General features: G+C 64.7%; 16 protein-coding genes. 7 read left to right on the top strand and 9 right to left on the bottom strand.

Features of this window, described 5'->3' with window-relative positions; genetic code table 11:
* Positions 1 to 19: 19 nt before the first annotated feature.
* Both JNE37_RS02725 and JNE37_RS02730 read left to right on the top strand, forming a co-directional pair.
* On the top strand, positions 20 to 955 hold the full coding sequence (locus JNE37_RS02725; RefSeq protein ID WP_035035281.1) for an AEC family transporter: 936 nt from the start codon (positions 20 to 22) through the stop codon (positions 953 to 955).
* A gap of 19 nt (positions 956 to 974) precedes the next feature.
* On the top strand, positions 975 to 1,910 hold the full coding sequence (locus JNE37_RS02730) for a 2-hydroxyacid dehydrogenase (protein ID WP_203065231.1): 936 nt from the start codon (positions 975 to 977) through the stop codon (positions 1,908 to 1,910).
* 452 nt (positions 1,911 to 2,362) lie between these two features.
* Here the strand turns inward: JNE37_RS02730 and JNE37_RS02735 are convergent, their stop codons facing one another.
* A complete protein-coding gene (locus JNE37_RS02735) occupies positions 2,363 to 2,701 on the bottom strand; it encodes a cupin domain-containing protein (RefSeq protein WP_035035274.1) in 339 nt (112 codons plus the stop codon).
* An 87-nt stretch (positions 2,702 to 2,788) separates the two neighbouring features.
* On the opposite strand from JNE37_RS02735, the gene JNE37_RS02740 reads away from it, so the two are divergent.
* A complete protein-coding gene (locus JNE37_RS02740) occupies positions 2,789 to 4,420 on the top strand; it encodes an alpha-glucosidase family protein (RefSeq protein ID WP_203065232.1) in 1,632 nt (543 codons plus the stop codon).
* 46 nt (positions 4,421 to 4,466) lie between these two features.
* Here JNE37_RS02740 and JNE37_RS02745 read toward each other — a convergent pair whose 3' ends face one another.
* From JNE37_RS02745 to JNE37_RS02755, 3 genes are all read right to left on the bottom strand, one after another.
* The gene (locus JNE37_RS02745; RefSeq protein ID WP_203065233.1) at positions 4,467 to 4,787 is read right to left on the bottom strand and encodes a hypothetical protein; all 321 of its coding nucleotides are present in this window, start codon (positions 4,785 to 4,787) and stop codon (positions 4,467 to 4,469) included.
* Between the two features lie 112 nt (positions 4,788 to 4,899).
* Positions 4,900 to 5,208, bottom strand: coding sequence for a hypothetical protein (locus tag JNE37_RS02750; RefSeq protein WP_035035268.1), 309 nt, complete (start codon positions 5,206 to 5,208; stop codon positions 4,900 to 4,902).
* Between the two features lie 88 nt (positions 5,209 to 5,296).
* On the bottom strand, positions 5,297 to 6,604 hold the full coding sequence (locus JNE37_RS02755) for a DUF3422 domain-containing protein (RefSeq protein WP_203065234.1): 1,308 nt from the start codon (positions 6,602 to 6,604) through the stop codon (positions 5,297 to 5,299).
* A gap of 179 nt (positions 6,605 to 6,783) precedes the next feature.
* On the opposite strand from JNE37_RS02755, the gene glpD reads away from it, so the two are divergent.
* Together glpD and glpK are read left to right on the top strand one after the other, a co-directional pair.
* Positions 6,784 to 8,310 (top strand): glycerol-3-phosphate dehydrogenase, encoded by a 1,527-nt coding sequence (gene glpD / locus JNE37_RS02760; RefSeq protein ID WP_203065235.1) that lies wholly within the window; start codon positions 6,784 to 6,786, stop codon positions 8,308 to 8,310.
* Between the two features lie 12 nt (positions 8,311 to 8,322).
* The gene (glpK, locus tag JNE37_RS02765) at positions 8,323 to 9,810 is read left to right on the top strand and encodes a glycerol kinase GlpK (protein WP_182398090.1); all 1,488 of its coding nucleotides are present in this window, start codon (positions 8,323 to 8,325) and stop codon (positions 9,808 to 9,810) included.
* A gap of 723 nt (positions 9,811 to 10,533) precedes the next feature.
* Here glpK and JNE37_RS02770 read toward each other — a convergent pair.
* Entirely contained in the window at positions 10,534 to 11,049 is a 516-nt protein-coding gene (locus tag JNE37_RS02770; protein ID WP_052015724.1) for a CAP domain-containing protein, read from the bottom strand.
* A gap of 142 nt (positions 11,050 to 11,191) precedes the next feature.
* Here JNE37_RS02770 and JNE37_RS02775 point away from each other — a divergent pair, with 142 nt between their 5' ends.
* On the top strand, positions 11,192 to 12,733 hold the full coding sequence (locus tag JNE37_RS02775) for a tryptophan halogenase family protein (RefSeq protein WP_203065236.1): 1,542 nt from the start codon (positions 11,192 to 11,194) through the stop codon (positions 12,731 to 12,733).
* A gap of 3 nt (positions 12,734 to 12,736) precedes the next feature.
* Here JNE37_RS02775 and JNE37_RS02780 read toward each other — a convergent pair whose 3' ends face one another.
* Entirely contained in the window at positions 12,737 to 13,129 is a 393-nt protein-coding gene (locus tag JNE37_RS02780; protein ID WP_203065237.1) for a DUF3224 domain-containing protein, read from the bottom strand.
* Positions 13,130 to 13,190: 61 nt separating this feature from the next.
* Here JNE37_RS02780 and JNE37_RS02785 point away from each other — a divergent pair, with 61 nt between their 5' ends.
* Entirely contained in the window at positions 13,191 to 14,015 is an 825-nt protein-coding gene (locus JNE37_RS02785; protein WP_203065238.1) for an AraC family transcriptional regulator, read from the top strand.
* A 3-nt stretch (positions 14,016 to 14,018) separates the two neighbouring features.
* Here JNE37_RS02785 and JNE37_RS02790 read toward each other — a convergent pair whose 3' ends face one another.
* The 3 genes from JNE37_RS02790 to melA all read right to left on the bottom strand — a co-directional run bounded on the left by JNE37_RS02790 (position 14,019) and on the right by melA (position 17,266).
* Positions 14,019 to 14,870 (bottom strand): aminoglycoside phosphotransferase family protein, encoded by an 852-nt coding sequence (locus tag JNE37_RS02790; RefSeq protein ID WP_052015714.1) that lies wholly within the window; start codon positions 14,868 to 14,870, stop codon positions 14,019 to 14,021.
* Positions 14,871 to 14,934: 64 nt separating this feature from the next.
* Positions 14,935 to 15,261 carry a GIY-YIG nuclease family protein gene (locus tag JNE37_RS02795; protein ID WP_203065239.1) on the bottom strand — a complete coding sequence of 109 codons (327 nt, stop codon included), beginning with the start codon at positions 15,259 to 15,261 and terminating at the stop codon, positions 14,935 to 14,937.
* A gap of 640 nt (positions 15,262 to 15,901) precedes the next feature.
* Positions 15,902 to 17,266 (bottom strand): alpha-glucosidase/alpha-galactosidase, encoded by a 1,365-nt coding sequence (gene melA / locus JNE37_RS02800; protein WP_035036368.1) that lies wholly within the window; start codon positions 17,264 to 17,266, stop codon positions 15,902 to 15,904.
* Between the last annotated feature and the right edge of the window lie 17 nt (positions 17,267 to 17,283).

A 17,283-nucleotide genomic window follows, 5' to 3' on the forward strand; every position in this document is an offset into this window, starting at 1 on the left:
CCGCCAACGGACTTCGGCCGTGTTCGCCATCTTCAACGTCGTCATCCCCGTCTTCGCCATCGTGGCGCTGGGCTACGCCGCCGTGCGGTACAAGCTCTACCCCACTGAAGGCGTCAAAGGGCTGGTGTCGTTCGTCAACAATTTCGCCACGCCGTGCCTGCTCTTCGAGGCGATGCTGACGGCCGATTTTTCGACGACGTTCAATCTGGGGATCATCATCCCCTTCTATATCGGCGCCCTCACCTCGCTCACCGTCGGCACCCTCATCGCCATCAAGCTCTTCAAGAACCGGCCGGGCGAAGGCGTGGCCTCGGGCTTTGCAGCGATGTTCACCAATACCGTGCTCATCGGCATTCCCATCATCCAGCGCGCCTATGGGCCGGAAGCCATGCCGGTGGTCTATTCGATCATCGCCTTCCATGCGCCCTGTCTCATCACCATCGGCATGCTGGCCATGGAACTGGTTCGGCGCGATGCGGCGCCCTGGCACAAGGTCATGGCCGTCGCCGGCATGCGCATCGTGCAGAACCCGCTGCTCTGGGGCGTGGGCCTGGGCCTTGTCGGCAATCTCCTCAACGTGGAACTGCCCGAACCCGCCACCGCCTTCGTGACCATGATGTCGCAAGCCGTGCTGCCCGCGGCGCTTTTCGGCCTCGGGGGCGCGCTCAACGAATACCGGATTTCGGAAAGCTGGCTGCAGGCCACGGCGATGGCGGCTTTCAAGCTGGTCATCCATCCGCTGATCGCCTACGTGCTGATTGTCCATGTCCTGCACGTGCCGCTCGAAATGGCGCGCTACGGCGTGCTGCTGGCGGCGATGCCCACGGGCATCAACGCCTACATCTTCGCCACCTACTACAATCGTGGGGTGAGCGTGGCCAACAGCACGATTCTGATCACGACCGGGCTCTCGATCCTCACCGTTTCGGCGTGGCTCTGGATCCTCGGTCCCTGAAGCATCCAAGGAGAACGCCATGAGTGTCGAAATCCTCCAGACCCACAAGCTGCTCGATAGCTGCCAGGCAGCGCTGGCGAAGAACTTCACGGTGCACAAGCTCTTCGAGGCTGAAGACCGCGAGGCTCTCCTCGCGAGCGTCGCCCCGCGCATCCGCGGCATCGCCGCCGGCGGCCGCATCGATGCAAAGCTGATGGACGCGCTGCCCAAGCTCGAAATCATCGCCAGCTTCGGGGTCGGCTACGATTCCATCGATATCGAGGCCGCCAGGACGCGCGGCATCCACGTCACCAACACGCCAGATGTGCTCAACGACGCCGTGGCCGAGCTCGGCATCGGCCTCATGCTCTCCCTCTCCCGCCGCATCCCGCAGGCGGATGCCTTCGTGCGTGCCGGCCGTTGGGCCGGGCGCGAACGCTTCCCGTTCAGCTTCGAGCTCACCGGCCGCACGCTCGGCATCCTGGGCCTCGGCCGCATCGGCAAGGAAGTCGCCTCGCGCGCCCAGGGCCTCAAGATGCGCGTCGTCTATCACGGCCGGCACAAGCAGGAGAAAGTTCCCTACGTCTACTATGACAAGCTCGAGGACATGGCCCGCGACAGTGACTGGCTGCTGGTGGTGACGCCGGGCGGCAAGGGCACGGAAGGCATCGTCTCCCGCAAGGTGCTCGAAGCCCTCGGCCCCGACGGCGCCCTCGTCAACATCGCTCGCGGCTCGGTGGTCGATCAGGCGGCGCTGGTCGACCTTCTCCGCACCGGCAAACTCGGCGCCGCCGCCCTCGACGTCTTCGTCGACGAGCCCAACGTCCCCGAGGAACTCTTCACCCTCGACAACGTCGTCCTCTCCCCCCACGTCGCCAGCGCCACGCAACAAACCCGCGACGCCATGGGCGCACTGGTGGTCGAAAACCTCATCGCCCAGTTCAAAGGCGAACCGCTGCTGAGCCCGGTGGTCTAGCGGGGCGCCCCAACCACTGCACTTCCCCAGGCGAAAACCTGGGGCCGATTGCACCCCTCCACCGAGTGGCGCCATCCATGGGCCCGGCTCTCCGGCCGGGGAAGATCGAGAGGCTGGCGAGACAGTGTCTTAACGCGAGATCGCCCCCCATCGCCCTCGCCCCTTGTGGGAGAGGGTGCCCGAAGGGCGGGTGAGGGGTTGCCCCAACTACCGAGCCCCCTCATCCGGCGCTCCGCGCCACCTTCTCCCACAAGGGGAGAAGGAACCCTGCGGTACTCCGCCCTCACCTCTCACCCCTCACCATCCCCACCACCGCACTTCCCCGGGCGAAGACCCGGGGGCCTATTGCCCCCCTCCACCCGAGTGGAGGCATCCGTGGGCCCCGGCTCTGCGGCCGGGGAAGACCGAGAGGGTGTCGAGATAGTGCCTTAACGCGAGATCCGACCTCGCCCCTACTCCAAATTCCGCTGCTCCATCGTCGGCGTATCGTGGATGCACATCACCTCCAGCCGGTCCTCGCCCACGTTCAGGAACTTGTGCGGCACGTTCGGCGGCACCACGAGAATGTCGTTCGGCCCCGCCTCGATAACCTCGTCCCCCGCCGTGAACCGCCCCTTGCCGCGCTTGACGATCCACGTCTCCGAATAGGGATGCACGTGCAGTGGCGGGCCCTCGCCCGGCCCGATATCGACGGCGAAAAACGAGACGGCCGCCCCATACTCGCCGCCTTCGAACCGGATGGTCCGGCTCTTGCTGGGTGGACGATCGGCAAAACGCAGGATGTGCACCATCTTTTCTCTCCTTCGGCCCCTTGCCGGATGTGGCGGGAACAGTTCTCAATGATCGGATGTTGAGCAAGCCTATTGCAGGAGTCGACTATGCGGGAATGGTGGCGAGGCGCGGTGATCTATCAGGTTTATCCCCGCTCTTTCCAGGACACCAACGGCGACGGGGTGGGCGACCTGCCCGGCATCATGCGCCGGCTCGACCACATTGCGAGCCTGGGCGTGGATGCCATCTGGCTCTCGCCTATCTTCCAGTCGCCCCAGGCCGACATGGGCTACGACGTTTCCGACTATATCGAGGTCGATCGCCTCTTCGGCACCATGGAGGATTTCGATGCGCTGATCGAGCGGGCGCATGCGCTCGGCCTCAAGGTCATCATCGACCAGGTGCTCAGCCACACCTCTGACCAGCATCCCTGGTTCCGCGAAAGCCGGCTCAACCGCACCAATGCGCGGGCCGACTGGTTCGTCTGGGCCGATCCGATGAAGGATGGCTCCCCGCCCAACAACTGGCCCTCGGTCTTCGGCGGTCGCGCCTGGGAGTGGAACCCCTCGCGCGGGCAGTATTACTTCCACAATTTCCTCATCGAGCAGCCCGACCTCAACTTCCACAATCCCAAGGTCCAGGATGCCGTTCTCGACGTGATGCGCTTCTGGTTGGAGCGGGGCGTCGACGGCTTCCGCCTCGATACGGTCAACTACTATTTCCACGACGCGCAATTGCGCAGCAACCCGCCCGCACGGCGGCCCGAGCACCTGCCCTATGCGGTCAATCCCTATGACATGCAGGAGCACCGCTATTCCAAGTCGCAGCCGGAAAACGTCGAGTTCCTGCGCAAGGTCCGCAAGCTCCTCGATCGCTATCCCAACACCACCTCGGTGGGCGAGGTCGGCGACAGCCACAAGGCCGTGCCGCTCATGGCCGAATACACGTCCGGCGGCGACAAGCTCCACATGTGCTATTCGTTCGAATTCCTCGGCGACGGTTTCACGGCCGAGCATTTCCGCTCACGCATCGAAACCTTCTTCAAGGCCAGCAAGGACGGCTGGCCCTGCTGGAGCTTTTCGAACCACGACGTCAACCGCCACATGAGCCGCTGGGCCAAACACTCGCAGAACGCCGCCGAACTCGGCCGGCAGGCGGTGGCGCTCCTGACCTCGTTCAAGGGCAGCGTCTGCATCTACCAGGGCGAGGAACTGGGGCTGCCCGAAGCCGACATCCTCTACGAGGAACTGACCGACCCGCCTGGAAAGCGTTTCTGGCCCGAATACAAGGGCCGCGACGGTTGCCGCACGCCCATGCCGTGGGATGAGGGCGAGGCGCCGAACGGGTTCAGCGACGGCAAGCCCTGGCTACCGGTCAAGCCCGAACACTCGGCCCTCAACGTGACGCGCCAGAACGGGGACGAAGCTTCGCTCCTCAATTTCTATCGCCAGCTCATTGCCTGGCGAAAGCAGCAGGACGCGCTGGTCAGCGGCGACATCACCTTCTTCAAGACGGCCGAGCCGATCCTGGCCTTCCGTCGCAAGAGCGAAGACGGCGACATCGTCTGCATCTTCAACCTCTCGCCCAATGCCCTCAACGTCACTGTCCGCGGCGCCTCGGTCGGCCCCGACGAAATCTCGCAGAACGCCGAATTCGACCGCGAGCAGTTGTCGCTCGGGCCGAACGGTTTTGCGTATTTTCTGGCGGGTGCGGGGATCGACGTGGGCTACGCCGGGTAGCGCCCGGCAAGGCGAGGCGCGGGCCTGGGCCCGCGCCGGTTCCGGGCTAGCCGGTGGTCTTCTCGGTGATCGGCTTGAGCGTATAGGGATCGAACAGCTCCATGCCGGCCACGCCGTGGGAATCGGTGATATAGGCGCGTACGCAGCTTCCCAGCGACTCCACGCCCGACACGTTATAGCCGAGCTTGTCGAGATCACTCGTGATCACGTCGCTGTGGTCGTCGATATACTTGGACTCGCTGCCCTCGTAGCAGGCGGCGAAGGTGTCGGGGGTGTGCGCGGTCGTGCGGACGGCGGCCTGGGCAGGAACCGCCAATCCGGTCAGGCCGGCAGCGGCAACAAAGGCAAGAGCAAGCTTCGCATACATGGGAGGACTCCTTGGCTTGAAACCTACGCCTTGGAGTGTCCTCCCGCCGCGGGCTGCCAACCAGTTAAAAGCCGGCAACCCTCGTGAATTCGGCGTAACGCCCCGGACAGGTTCAGAAAACCTGCCGGAAGGTGGTGGGGTCGTAAAACTCCATCGCCTCGCCGCCGCCGGGCTGGCGGACATAGGCGCGCAGGCACCCGTTCCAGAATTCCACGCGCGTCGCATCCACGCCGCGCTGGCGCAATTGCTGCCGGGCCAGCTCACCGCGTTCCTCTTCGGTGTAGCGGCCGATGCGGATGCCGAAGCTGGTGTTGAAATCGGAGGTGGCGCCCGTGCCGCCCGTGCAGAAGGGAACGGCCGCAGCCGGCGCGCTCATGGCGGGGAGGGCGAGGAGCACCAGCGCTAAGGTCTTGATGTTCATGATGGAGGCCTCTTGAATCGTTGACGCATCTTGGGGGCGGAATGTGCCGAAATTTGAGCCGGCACACCACCTACAAGTTCGTTAGCGATCAATGCCCGCCCTTGTGCACGCGTTCCCGCAGGTGCCGGATGCCGAGCCAGGTGAGCAGCACCACGACCGGCGCCAGCATGCCGGCCCAAAGCTTCGGGTCGATCGAATGGTCGTAGGCCGTGAGGATCCCGAGCACGTAGGAGAGTATCCCCAGCGCGTAATAGCTCACCGCCACCACCGACAGCCCCTCGACCGTCTGCTGGAGCAGGTAGGATTGCTCGGCGCGATGGTTCATCGACTTGAGGATGGCCTGGTTCTGCTCGGCCAGTTCCACGTCGACGCGGCTGCGCAGCAGCTGGCTGGTGCGCGCCACGCGGTCCGACATCTCGCGCTGCCGGTTGAGGATGGATCGATAGGTACGCGCAGCCGGGTTGAGGCGGCGGTTGATGAAGCTCGAAAGCCGCTGCGCACCCGAGACGCGATCCTCGCGCAGGTCCTCGAGGCGGCGTTGCACCAGGTCGTAATAGGCGCTCGAGGCGTTGAGCCGGAAATGGGTCTGCGCCGTCACGCGCTCGAGCTCGCCGGCCAGCGCCGTGAGCCGGATGAGGAAGCTGCTATCGGTGCCGGGCTTGAGGTCGGCCAGTTCCTCGGTCAGGTCCATCAGGCCCCGGTCGATGTCGTTGAGCTTGGGGCCGGCCCATTGCACGTCGGGCCAGGAATAGAGCGCAAGCAGGCGGTAGGTCTCGATCTCGGTCAGCCGCTGGGCCAGCCGGCCGACGCGTGAGGTGCTCAGGTCCGTCGTGAGGATCGAAATGCGGGTGAACCCGTCCGGCCCCGGCCTGAAATCGGTCTCGACCAGCGCCTCGCCGCTATTGACGAGTGAGCCCATATGCTCGGGCCCGCGCTGCTGCCGCTCGACGAGCAGCCGCGCCAGGTCCTCGGTCGTGCCGCGAGCGGTGACCCGCAGCGCGAGGAGAAGCGGGGCCGGCGCGGTGTCGCGCCACGATGCCGGAAAGTCCGGCTCGGGCGGCGGGGCGTCCTCCGTCCCGGGCTCGCGCGAGAGCACAGTGATCGAGCAGAATTCGGTGTGCCGCTCCCACTTGATGGCGAAGGCATCGGTGTGGGCGAGCACCTGGTCGGGTCGGTCGAGATCGACCTTGGCCTGCCAGGCGAAGAGCAGCGCGTGGACGTGTTCGTAGTGCCGGTCCGAGCCGATGTCGTCGGTGCGGAATACCAGGTGCGTGAGCACGCCCGGCAGCGGCATGGGCAGGGGTGGGCGACGATGCGATTCGTCGAACACGTCCTGCCAGCGCGGATCGCGCTCGAAACCGGCGAGCCGGATGTCGGTGGTTGGTAGCTCGTTCATGCGGCCCTCTTCAACGCACGGACAATAGTGCAGAAATTTCCTCGCCGAGAACGAAAAATTGGTCGCATGCGCAACACTGGGCGGCTCATCTTGAGCCTTCATGGTTTCGTCACCCGAGAGCGGCTAGCTTCGCTGGTTTCAAGGGGCTAAGAACAGGGAAAAGGGGAGAGGCTTTCCGCATGTCCGAGACGGGTAGCGAGCTGGGTATCCACGACATTTTCGTCATCGGCGGCGGCATCAACGGCACCGGTGTCGCGCGCGATGCGGCCGGGCGCGGCTATTCGGTGATGCTGGCCGAAATGAACGACCTCGCCTCCGGCACGTCCTCGGCGGCCACCAAGCTCATCCATGGCGGCCTGCGCTATCTCGAACACTACGAATTCCGCCTTGTGCACGAGGCGCTGGCCGAGCGCGAAGTGCTCTGGAGCGCCGCCCCGCACATCATCCGGCCGCTGCGTTTCGTGCTGCCCTACCAGAAGGGCCTGCGCCCCGCCTTCGTGCTGCGCACCGGCCTGTTCCTCTACGATTATATGGGCGGCCGCAAGCTCCTGCCCCCGACCAGGACGCTCGACCTGCGCACCGACGAGGCCGGCAAGCCGCTCAAGCCCGGCTACCGCACCGCCTTCGAATATTCCGATTGCTGGGTGGACGATGCGCGCTTCGTCGCCCTCAACGCACTCGACGCCCGTGAGCGCGGCGCCGAGATCCGCACCCGCACCAAGGTCACCTCCGCCCGCCGCAGCCAGGGTGCATGGACCATCGACATCGAGGACATGAATACCGGCGTGCGCGAGGCCGTGCGCGCCCGCATGCTCATCAATGCCGCCGGCCCCTGGGTTGATCACGTCATTGTCGAGGCCCTGGGCGACAACGGCGCGCACAACGTGCGGCTGGTCAAGGGCAGCCACATCGTCATCCGCAAGAAGTTCCAGCACGATCGCTGCTATTTCTTCCAGAACCCGGACGGCCGCATCATCTTCGCCATTCCCTATGAGGACGATTTCACCCTCATCGGCACCACCGACCAGGACTACAAGGCCGACCCCGCCAAGGTGAAGATCTCGGAAGAAGAGACCAATTACCTCTGCAAGGCCGCGAGCGAGTATTTCCGTGAGCCGGTACGGCGCGAGGATATCGTCTGGACCTATTCGGGCGTGCGACCGCTCTTCGACGACGGCGCCAGCGCCGCGCAGGAAGCCACGCGCGACTACGTGCTCAAGGTGCAGGGCGATGCCGCGACCGGCGCGGTGCTCAACGTCTTCGGCGGCAAGCTCACCACCTCGCGGCGGCTGGCGGAATCCGTGCTCGAACATATCGAGGATATCCTCGGCAAGCGCGGCGCTCCCTGGACGAAGGATGCCAAGCTGCCCGGCGGCGAGTTCGAGCCGCTGGCCTTCGATGCCGAAGTTGAAAAGCTCAAGCGCGACTACCCTGCCCTGCCCCCGGCGCTGCTCAAGCGCCTCATGGGGCATTACGGCACCCGCGCGCGCTTCATCCTCAAGGATGCAAAAATTCTCGCCGACCTGGGCGAAATGTTCGGGACCGACCTGTCGGCCCGCGAAGTCGACTACCTCATGGAGGAGGAGTGGGCGGTTTCGGCGGACGACGTCCTGTGGCGTCGTTCCAAACTCGGTCTGCGGACTGCGGAAGAAGACAAGGCGCGGCTGGCCGCCTACATGGCAAAGCATCAGGAAGCGCGCGTTTAAGGGGGAGATTTCATGAGCGGTTACGTGCTGGCGATCGACCAGGGCACGACATCGAGCCGTGCCATCGTCTTTGACGAGAAGCAGGCCGTCGCCGGGGTCGGGCAGAAGGAATTCACCCAGATATTCCCGCAATCGGGCTGGGTGGAGCACGACCCGGAGGAAATCTGGGAGAGCGTGGTCTGGGCGGTGCGCACGGCCATCGAAAAGGCCGGCATTTCCGCCGCTGAAATTTCCGCCATCGGCATCACCAACCAGCGCGAAACCACCCTCATCTGGGACCGGGCGACCGGCAAGGCCATCCACAACGCCATCGTCTGGCAGGACCGCCGCACTGCCTCGATCTGTGCCGCGCTCAAGAAGGCGGGCAAGGAAAAGGTGTTCTCCCGCAAGACCGGCCTGCTGCTCGATCCCTATTTCTCGGGCACCAAGGTGCGCTGGCTGCTCGACAAGGTGAAGGGCGCCCGCAAGCGCGCCAACGCAGGCGAACTCGCCTTCGGCACCATCGACAGCTTCCTCATCTGGCGGCTGACGGGCGGCAAGGTCCACGCCACCGATGCGACCAATGCCAGCCGCACGCTGATGTTCAACATCGCCAGGAACAAGTGGGACGACGAATTGCTGGCCGCCCTCGACGTGCCCGCCTCACTCCTCCCGGCGGTCAAGGATTGCGCCGACGATTTCGGCACCACCGATCCAGGCCTTTTCGGCGCGGCCATTCCCATTCTCGGTGTCGCCGGCGACCAGCAGGCCGCCACTATCGGCCAGGCCTGTTTCGAGCCCGGCATGCTCAAATCCACCTACGGCACCGGGTGCTTTGCGCTGCTCAATACCGGCAGCGAAATGGTCAAGTCGAAGAACCGCCTGCTGACCACCATCGCCTATCGCCTCGATGGCAAGACCACCTACGCCCTGGAAGGCTCGATCTTCGTTGCAGGCGCCGCCGTGCAATGGCTGCGCGACGGCCTCAAGGTGGTCAAGACCGCCGCCGAAACCGGCGCCCTCGCCCATTCCGCCGATCCCGGCCAGCACGTCTACATGGTCCCCGCCTTCGTGGGCCTGGGCGCCCCCTGGTGGGATGCCGAGGCGCGCGGCGCCATCTACGGCCTCACCCGCGGCACCGGCCCGGCCGAAATCGCCAAGGCGGCACTCGAATCTGTCGTCTACCAGACCCGCGACCTGCTCGATGCCATGCGCAAGGATTGGAAAGGTGCCGGCCAGAACACGGTCCTGCGCGTCGACGGCGGCATGGTCGCCTCCGACTGGACCATGCAATTCCTCGCCGACATCCTGAACGCCCCCGTCGACCGCCCCACCATCCTCGAAACCACCGCCCTGGGCGCCGCCTGGCTCGCCGGTTCGAAGGCCGGCGTCTGGCCCGACGCCAAATCCTTCTCCAAATCCTGGTCCCGCGACCGCCGCTTCGAGCCGCAGATGGAAGCGGGGACAAGGAAGCGCAAGCTCAAAGGCTGGGACGACGCGGTGCGGCGGACGCTGAGCTGAGGGCGGACACGATCGCTGAAGGGAACCTGCCTACGGCATGGTGTTCGGCAGCCGCCACTCACCATCAATCGCATCAAGCCACAGTCACCCTCACGACCTCACAACCCTCCCCACCACCGCACTTCCCCGGCCGAAGAGCCGGGGCCCACGGATCCCTCCACTCGAGTGGCGCGGTGCAATAGGCCCCGGATCAAGTCCGGGGAAGTTCCGTGGTGGGGGACGTATGGTGGTAAGGAATACGCGAAGCGAACAATGGGGACAGCGACGCTGCGAAGATACCGCGGCGGAAGGTCCGCTAGCGCACCGACGCGGACACCACGCCCAACATCCCCACCGCACGCCCCACACGCTCCCCCCTCTCCCCTTGAGGGAGAGGGTGCCCGAAGGGCGGGTGAGGGGTCTGCCCCAACCACCGCAACCCCTCATCCGGCGCTACCGCGCCGCCTTCTCCCTCAAGGGGAGAAGGGAACCCGTGGCCCGCCCGAGAACACCCCGGCCACGCTATCTCCCCACCACGCTATTCTCCCACCAACCCCTCCCCACCACCGCACTTCCCCGGCCGCAGAGCCGGGGCCCACGGATACCTCCACCCGAGTGGCGCGGTGCAATAGGCCCCGGATCAAGTCCGGGGAAGTTCCGTGGTGGGGGAAGTCCCGTGGTTGGGGAAAGTGTGGTGGTTGGATACGTAGCGAGGTGCCGCATTGGCCCGCACAATGATGGGGCCTACTGATAAACCCGCCACGCATCGAACGACCCACCGGCGATCAGCGCCCAGTAAATCCCCATCCGGCTCTTGCCCGGCGTGCGTGCGAAAGCCAATCCGAACTCCACGAACTTCGTGCTCAGCAGCGTGTCGCGATGGCCCGGAGATTCCAGCCAACCCTCCAGCGCATGCGCAAGCGTCTTGTGCCCCCCGGCCACGTTCTCGCCCACCGCCCCGATATACCCGGCCGCCGTTACCCGCTCGCGCAGCGTCACGCCGAGATCGTGCGAGAGCTTGTCCTTGGCCGCCATCAGCCGCGCCTGCGAGCGCGCCGCTTCGGCCAGTTGCGGGTTCCATGACCAGGCCGGGCGGCCGTTGGCGGCGCGGACTTCGTTGACCTGCCGCAGCATCGATTCCGGGGTCAGCGCCTCGGGCGAGTTATCGCCCGGCGCCATGACCGGCATGGTGGTCGAGCAGGCGGAAAGCGTGGTGGCCGCGGCCGCGACGAGGAAACCGCGGCGGGAAAGAACGAGCATGTCTGGGGTCCCGATTCGAACTTCCCTGCAATCTAGGATGATCGCGGCAAAATCAGGAAGAGTTCGCTGGAATTCCGGAAGCGGGGCTGCCTTGCGCGCCGCTTGCGCCGCCTGTTTAGTGCAGGCGGGGAGGAATTCTGGAATGGCGCAGCCGTCGCATTTCGTGATCGTGGGCGGAGGCACGGCCGGTTGGCTGGCGGCCTTCATCATCCAGGACAGCGCCCGGCGCATGAAGCTGGATGCCAAGATCTCGGTGGTCGAATCCTCCAGGATCCGCACCGTGGGCGTGGGCGAAGCGACCACCGCCGCTTTCCGCGTCTTCCTCCAGCACTTCAAGATCGACGAGTTCGAGTTCTTCCGCGAGACGGAAGCCACCTTCAAGCTCGGCATCCGCCATCAGGATTGGCGCCGCAAGGGCTATACCTATTACGGCCCGATCGATGATCCCCACCAGGTCGTCGCGCCTCCGCCGGGCGCGCCCTCGGATTATCTCAACGTCTATGCCGTCTCTGCCGGAAAGAAGGTGCAGGACATGCACCTCTTCGGCCCGCTGCTGGAGCGCAAGAAGGCACCCTATGCGCGCAAAGCCGACGGCTCGCTGCTGCGGCTGGGGCCGTTCCACCACGCCTTCCATTTCGACCAGTCGCTGGTGGGCCAGTTCCTCAAGCGCAAGTCGCGCGGCGTCGAGATCGTGGATGCGGTGGTCGAAGGCGTCGAGCGCGATGGCCAGACCGGCGACATCCGTGCCCTCAAGCTCGATAGCGGCGAATTGCTCGCCGCCGATTTCTTCATCGACGCCACCGGCTTCCGCAAGCGGCTCATCGTGCAGGAATTGCAGGCACCCTGGATTTCCTACGCCAGGGAGCTTCCGGTCAATCGCGCCCTACCCTTCTGGCTCGATATCAAGGAAGGCGACGAGATCAACAATTACACCCTGGCCTGGGCGCAGGAAAACGGGTGGATGTGGCAGATTCCGACCCAGACGCGCTATGGCTGCGGCTACGTCTATTCGGACGAATTCACCACGCCCGAGCAGGCCAAGCTTGAAGTCGAGCGCGCCATCGGCCGCGAGATCGAGGTTCGCGACGACATCCGCTTCACCATCGGCCGGCTGGAAAAGGCGTGGATCGGCAATTGCATCGCGGTGGGCCTGAGTTCGAGCTTCCTCGAGCCCCTGGAAAGCACCTCGATCCACGGCACCATCGTGCAGATGATGCTGTTCGCCGGCCACTACCTCAAGGAGCCCGGCAAGATGACTCAGGTCGAGCGCGACGATTACAACCGCCGCGTCGGGCGGCAGGTCGACGATTTCCGCACGTTCGTGAACACCCATTACGTCACCGAGCGGGACGACACCCCATTCTGGCGCAATGTCCGCGCAGAGCGCCTCCACCCCGAAACGAAAGAGCGGCTGGCCCGCTGGCGCCAGGAAATGCCCCGTACCGAGCATTTCCCGAACTACCTTGCGGGCCTGCCGCATATCGAGACGCAATTGCACTATCCGGTGCTCGATGGCCTCGGCCTGCTCGATCCGGCGGTCGCCAAGGCGGAGATGGCGCGCGATCCGAAATTGCGCGCCTTCGCCAGGAAGACCCATGACGCGCTGGTCAAGGAATACAAGCAGGCGGCGACCCAGGCGATGGGGCACGCCGAGTTCCTTGAGGCTGTGCGCGAGATGGGCTGAGCCTTACGGCAGCGTGTAGTCGATCTGGTAGTGCACGGTCTTGTCGTGCTCTGCCTGGTAGCTGCCGCCGCCTGAAATGCCGGCCAGCTCGCCCGTGCCCGAGGCCTTGACGATCTCCCAGCGCGAGCTGGCGACGCCATTTTCCCAGGTGCCGGTTTCGAAGATGATGAAACTGCCCTTGCGCCCGGCGAGTTCACCATCGACGAGGAGGTAGCCGGCATAGTGGCAATGCGTATCGTCCGGATATTGCATCAGGAAATCGGTGCGCGCCTTTGCCTTGAGATCGCCATCGAAGACCACCTCGATATTGGCCTTGGTGGATTTCTGCGGCGCGGACTCATGATAGGGCTTCTCATCCCAATTATTGTGCAAAATCGTGCCTTTGGCGGTTTTCATGGTCGGCTCCTCTGGATGATGAAGCCAGTCTAGCGCGGCTGGCGGAGCGGGAATTGTAGATTTGCGACAGACACTGGAACGCATCGTCATCGACCCGGCCCGGCAGCCCGCACGCGGCCTCCTCCACCGCGCCACGAGCTTCAGGCATTTCGAGCTCGTGCGGCTGGCGGCCAGCGCCGATTTCCAGCCGTTCATCGAGAATTTCTGGCTGGTGATCTGGGATCTCGATGAGCCCTATACCCAGGAAAACCTGCCCCATCCCAGCCAGCACCTGGTCATTGACCCGATCGGCGGTACCGGCATTTTCGGCCTGCAGCGCGCCAAGTTCACCTATACGCTCAACGGTACCGGCGCCGTCATCGGCACGAAGTTCCGCCCCGGCATGTTCCGCGGCTTTCTCGGCCGCCCCATGCACGTAATCACCGACCGGACCCTGCCGGTGCGCGACGTCTTCGCTGCCGATGACACCGCGCTCGACGAGCAGTTCTCGGCCCTCAACGACCCGACCGCCATGGCCGATATCATCGAAGGTTTTTTGCGCCCGCGCCTGCCCGGCCCCGATCCGCGCGCCGAAGAAGCGCAGCGGCTGGTGGCTCTCGTCGAAGCGTCACGCGACATGTTCACCGTCGCCGCACTTGCGAAACTGGCGGGCGTGACGCCGCGCAGCCTGCAGAGGCTCTTCGAGGATTATGTCGGGGTCGGCCCCAAATGGGTGATCGATCGCTACCGCATGATCGAGGCCGTGGAGGCCCTCAATCGCGACGAGGAAACGAGCCTGACCGCCCTCGCCCATGCGCTCGGCTATTTCGACCAGGCGCATTTCTCCAAGGCCTTCGTGGCGCTTACCGGCAAGCCGCCATCCTTCTACCGGCGCGGCGAGGCCTGAGCCTCAGGACTTGTCGTAAGCCGTCAGCAGGTGCGGCAGCACGTCGAGCTGGCCGGCGATGGAATTGCCGTCCTCGATATCCCAGCACGCCGAAAGCGCCGCGTGTGCAGCCGCGAAGCCCAGGATGCGCTTGCGGTTGAAGCCCAGTCGCGCCGAAAAGCTGTCTGCCAGCCGCGCGATGCGACCCGGATCGGACACCATGTTCTGCGCCCCGAGCGGATTGAGGAAGGCGTTGGCCACCTCATAGGTCGGGTCGCCCAAGAGCCCCTTGGGGTCGATGGCGAGCCAGCCACGCGGCGAGGAAAGGATGTTGTCGTGGTGCAGGTCGCCGTGCAGCGGCAGGGTCGCCGAGGGCTTGTCGAACATGGCCAGGCCAATGCCCACCGCCCGCGCATAGAGGTCGCGGGCCGTATAGGGCCAGGTGCGCACATTGGTGGCGAACAGCGACTGGAAGCGATCGCGCAGCGGGATCAGGTCGTCCGGCGCCGTCTCGCGCGGCTTGTGCAGAAGCTGGACGACATGTCCGAATGCCTCGGTCGCCTCGTCATCGCGTCCGGCGCGGGCCGGGTCGCCGAGCGTGGCGCCCTCGACCCATTCCATGAACACGGCATCTTCCGTGCTGTCGAAAACGGTAACCGCGCCCTCCCCGCCATACCATGCGAGCATGGCGCCGCCCCGGCGCTCATCCTCGAACTTTCCGGGTTTGAGCACCTTGAGAGCGGCCGGGTCGCGGCCATTCTGCTCGACCTTGTAGATCGTGCTCGTCGGCGTTTCGGTGACCGGCGTCGCCTTGGTCAGCGACCACCGGATCATGGCGCGGCTCAGCGCGGTCTCGGCGGGGGACTGATTCATCATCACGGTATTAGAGCAGATTGCCCAGGGAGATTCGATAGGGACCGCCGATTGCGGCGGGAGTGAGTCAGAGCGCGTTGTAGCTGGGGATTTGCCGCCCGGGATCGGCGATATCCTCGTAAAGATCGCGCCAACCGGGGTTTTCCGCCTCGATCAGCCGAACCTTCCACGCCCGCCGCCGCCGCTTGAGCAGGAATTCCCTGCGCGCGGCAAGGTCGTAGTCGCCAAAGACCTCATAATGCACCAGCCGCGTCACGTTGTAGGTCTTGGTAAATCCCGCCACGACATGATTGCGATGCTCCCAAACCCGCCGCGGCAGGTCGCTGGTAAAGCCGGTGTAGAGCGTGCCGTTCATGCGCGAAGCAAGGATGTAGACGTAAAATTGCGGCTCCATGGGTGGAGGGTGGCGCGTGGGTGGGAGTGTCGCAATTGGGATTTGTGACGGGTAGGTAAGAGCGCGGCGGTCGGCAGGGCGGTTACACCGAGCACTCGCCCCGTTACCCCCGTTACCCCCGTTACCCCGTTACTCGGTTACCCGGTCACCCATCACTCATCACCCGTCATCCATCACCCATTGCTCATCACCCACCGCTCCATCCCCACCACCGTACTTCCCCGGGCGAAGACCCGGGGCCCACGGATACCTCCACTCGAGTGGAGGAGTGCAATAGGCCCCGGATCAAGTCCGGGGAAGATCGGGGTGGGGCGGCAGCAGTGCAATGCAGAGCAAAGCAAAGCAAAGCAAAGCAAAGAGTTTCACCTCTACAAGCGCAACCGCCAAGACCGCAGCCCCTATCCCCCTATCCCCCTATCCCCCTATCCCCCTATCCCCCTATCCCGCTATCCCGCCCCACGCCTTACTTCCCCGGCCGCAGAGCCGGGGCCCACGGATACCTCCACTCGAGTGGAGGGGCGCAATAGGCCCCGGATCAAGTCCGGGGAAGTAAGGGGTGGAGGAAATTCAGTGGAAGCCCCCCAACAAAAAAGACCCCGGCGGTCACCCGCCGAGGCCTCCGGGAGGGAACCCAAAACCCCTACGCAACCTTCTTGCGGTTGCTCCGTGCCCATTCCGGCAGCCAGTCGCCATGCGCGGCCAGCAGGTCGTCCACCAGGTGCCAGATCTGGTCGAGATCAAGCTCGGCGGCCGTGTGCGGGTCCATCATCGCGGCGTGGTAGATGTGTTCCTTGTTCTCGGTCATCAGCGCCGCCACGGTCAGTTCCTGCACGTTGATATTGGTGCGGATGAGCGCGGTGAGCTGCGGCGGGAGGTCGCCGATATAGGTCGGCTGGATGCCCGAGGCGTCCACGAGGCACGGCACTTCTGCAGCGCAATTGTCCGGCAGCGAGGTGATGCAGCCATTGTTGCGTACGTTGCCGTAGATCACCGAAGGCTCGCCAGTCCACACCGAGTTCATGATGGCGGAGGCGTATTCCTTGCTCTCCTTGACCTCGATGGTGTTGGCCTTGCGATATTCCTCCGAAGTCGTCTTCCAGCGCGAAATCTGCTCGACGCAGCGCTTGGGGTATTCGTCGAGCGGAATGCCGAACTTCTCGATCAGGTCCTCGCGGCCTTCCTTGATGAAGTAGGGCGTGTATTCGGCGAAGTGCTCGGAGCTTTCCGTCACGAAATAGCCCAGGCGCGTCAGCATCTCGTAGCGCACCTTGTTGGGGCAGCGCGGGTTCCAGCCCGGCTTGGGCGCACGGCCTTCGCGGTAGGCACGGACGAGGTCCGGATAGAGGTCGCGATAGGAACCGTCCGGCTGGCGATGCTCGAACTTCAAATAGAACGCCATGTGGTTGATGCCCGCCGCGCGGTAGCGGATCTCGTCATAGGGAATGTCGAGATCGTGGGCGAGTTCGTGCGCCGTGCCCTGCACCGAGTGGCAGAGGCCGACCTGCTTGATGGTCGGATACTTCTCGGCGATGGCCCAGGTGTTGATGGCCATCGGGTTGACGTATTGCAGCATGATGGCCTCGGGGCAAACCTCGAGCATGTCCTCGCAGATCTTCCAGAGGTGCGGCACGGTGCGCAGGCCGCGCATGATGCCGCCGACGCCCAGCGTATCGGCAATGGTCTGGCGCAGGTTGTACTTCTTGGGCACTTCGAAATCGACGACCGTCGAGGGCTCGTAGCCGCCGATCTGGAAGCAGACGACCACGAAATTGGCGCCATCGAGCGCCTTGCGCTGGTCGGTATAGGTCTCGACCGTCGCCGGCACGCCGAGCGTGTTGATGAGCTTGCCGGCGATGATGGCGCTCTCTTCGAGGCGCTGGGGGTTGATGTCCATGAGCGCCACGCGCGCGCCGGCAAGCGCCGGACGCTGCAGGACGTCGCCGACGATGTTCTTCATGAACACCGACGAGCCGGCACCGATGAAGGTGATCTTGGGGTTGGCCATTCGAGGATTCTCCGCTT

The sequence above is a fragment of the Paradevosia shaoguanensis genome (genome assembly GCF_016801025.1).
Classification (GTDB): Bacteria; Pseudomonadota; Alphaproteobacteria; order Rhizobiales; family Devosiaceae; genus Paradevosia; species Paradevosia shaoguanensis.

Coding starts and splice junctions, on each gene's coding strand:
- JNE37_RS02730 (WP_203065231.1), top strand. CDS start 975: ATGAGTGTCGAAATCCTCCAGACCCACAAGCTGCTCGATAGCTGCCAG.
- JNE37_RS02735 (WP_035035274.1), bottom strand. CDS start 2,701: ATGGTGCACATCCTGCGTTTTGCCGATCGTCCACCCAGCAAGAGCCGG.
- JNE37_RS02740 (WP_203065232.1), top strand. CDS start 2,789: ATGCGGGAATGGTGGCGAGGCGCGGTGATCTATCAGGTTTATCCCCGC.
- JNE37_RS02745 (WP_203065233.1), bottom strand. CDS start 4,787: ATGTATGCGAAGCTTGCTCTTGCCTTTGTTGCCGCTGCCGGCCTGACC.
- JNE37_RS02750 (WP_035035268.1), bottom strand. CDS start 5,208: ATGAACATCAAGACCTTAGCGCTGGTGCTCCTCGCCCTCCCCGCCATG.
- JNE37_RS02755 (WP_203065234.1), bottom strand. CDS start 6,604: ATGAACGAGCTACCAACCACCGACATCCGGCTCGCCGGTTTCGAGCGC.
- glpD (WP_203065235.1), top strand. CDS start 6,784: ATGTCCGAGACGGGTAGCGAGCTGGGTATCCACGACATTTTCGTCATC.
- glpK (WP_182398090.1), top strand. CDS start 8,323: ATGAGCGGTTACGTGCTGGCGATCGACCAGGGCACGACATCGAGCCGT.
- JNE37_RS02770 (WP_052015724.1), bottom strand. CDS start 11,049: ATGCTCGTTCTTTCCCGCCGCGGTTTCCTCGTCGCGGCCGCGGCCACC.
- JNE37_RS02775 (WP_203065236.1), top strand. CDS start 11,192: ATGGCGCAGCCGTCGCATTTCGTGATCGTGGGCGGAGGCACGGCCGGT.
- JNE37_RS02780 (WP_203065237.1), bottom strand. CDS start 13,129: ATGAAAACCGCCAAAGGCACGATTTTGCACAATAATTGGGATGAGAAG.
- JNE37_RS02790 (WP_052015714.1), bottom strand. CDS start 14,870: ATGATGAATCAGTCCCCCGCCGAGACCGCGCTGAGCCGCGCCATGATC.
- JNE37_RS02795 (WP_203065239.1), bottom strand. CDS start 15,261: ATGGAGCCGCAATTTTACGTCTACATCCTTGCTTCGCGCATGAACGGC.
- melA (WP_035036368.1), bottom strand. CDS start 17,266: ATGGCCAACCCCAAGATCACCTTCATCGGTGCCGGCTCGTCGGTGTTC.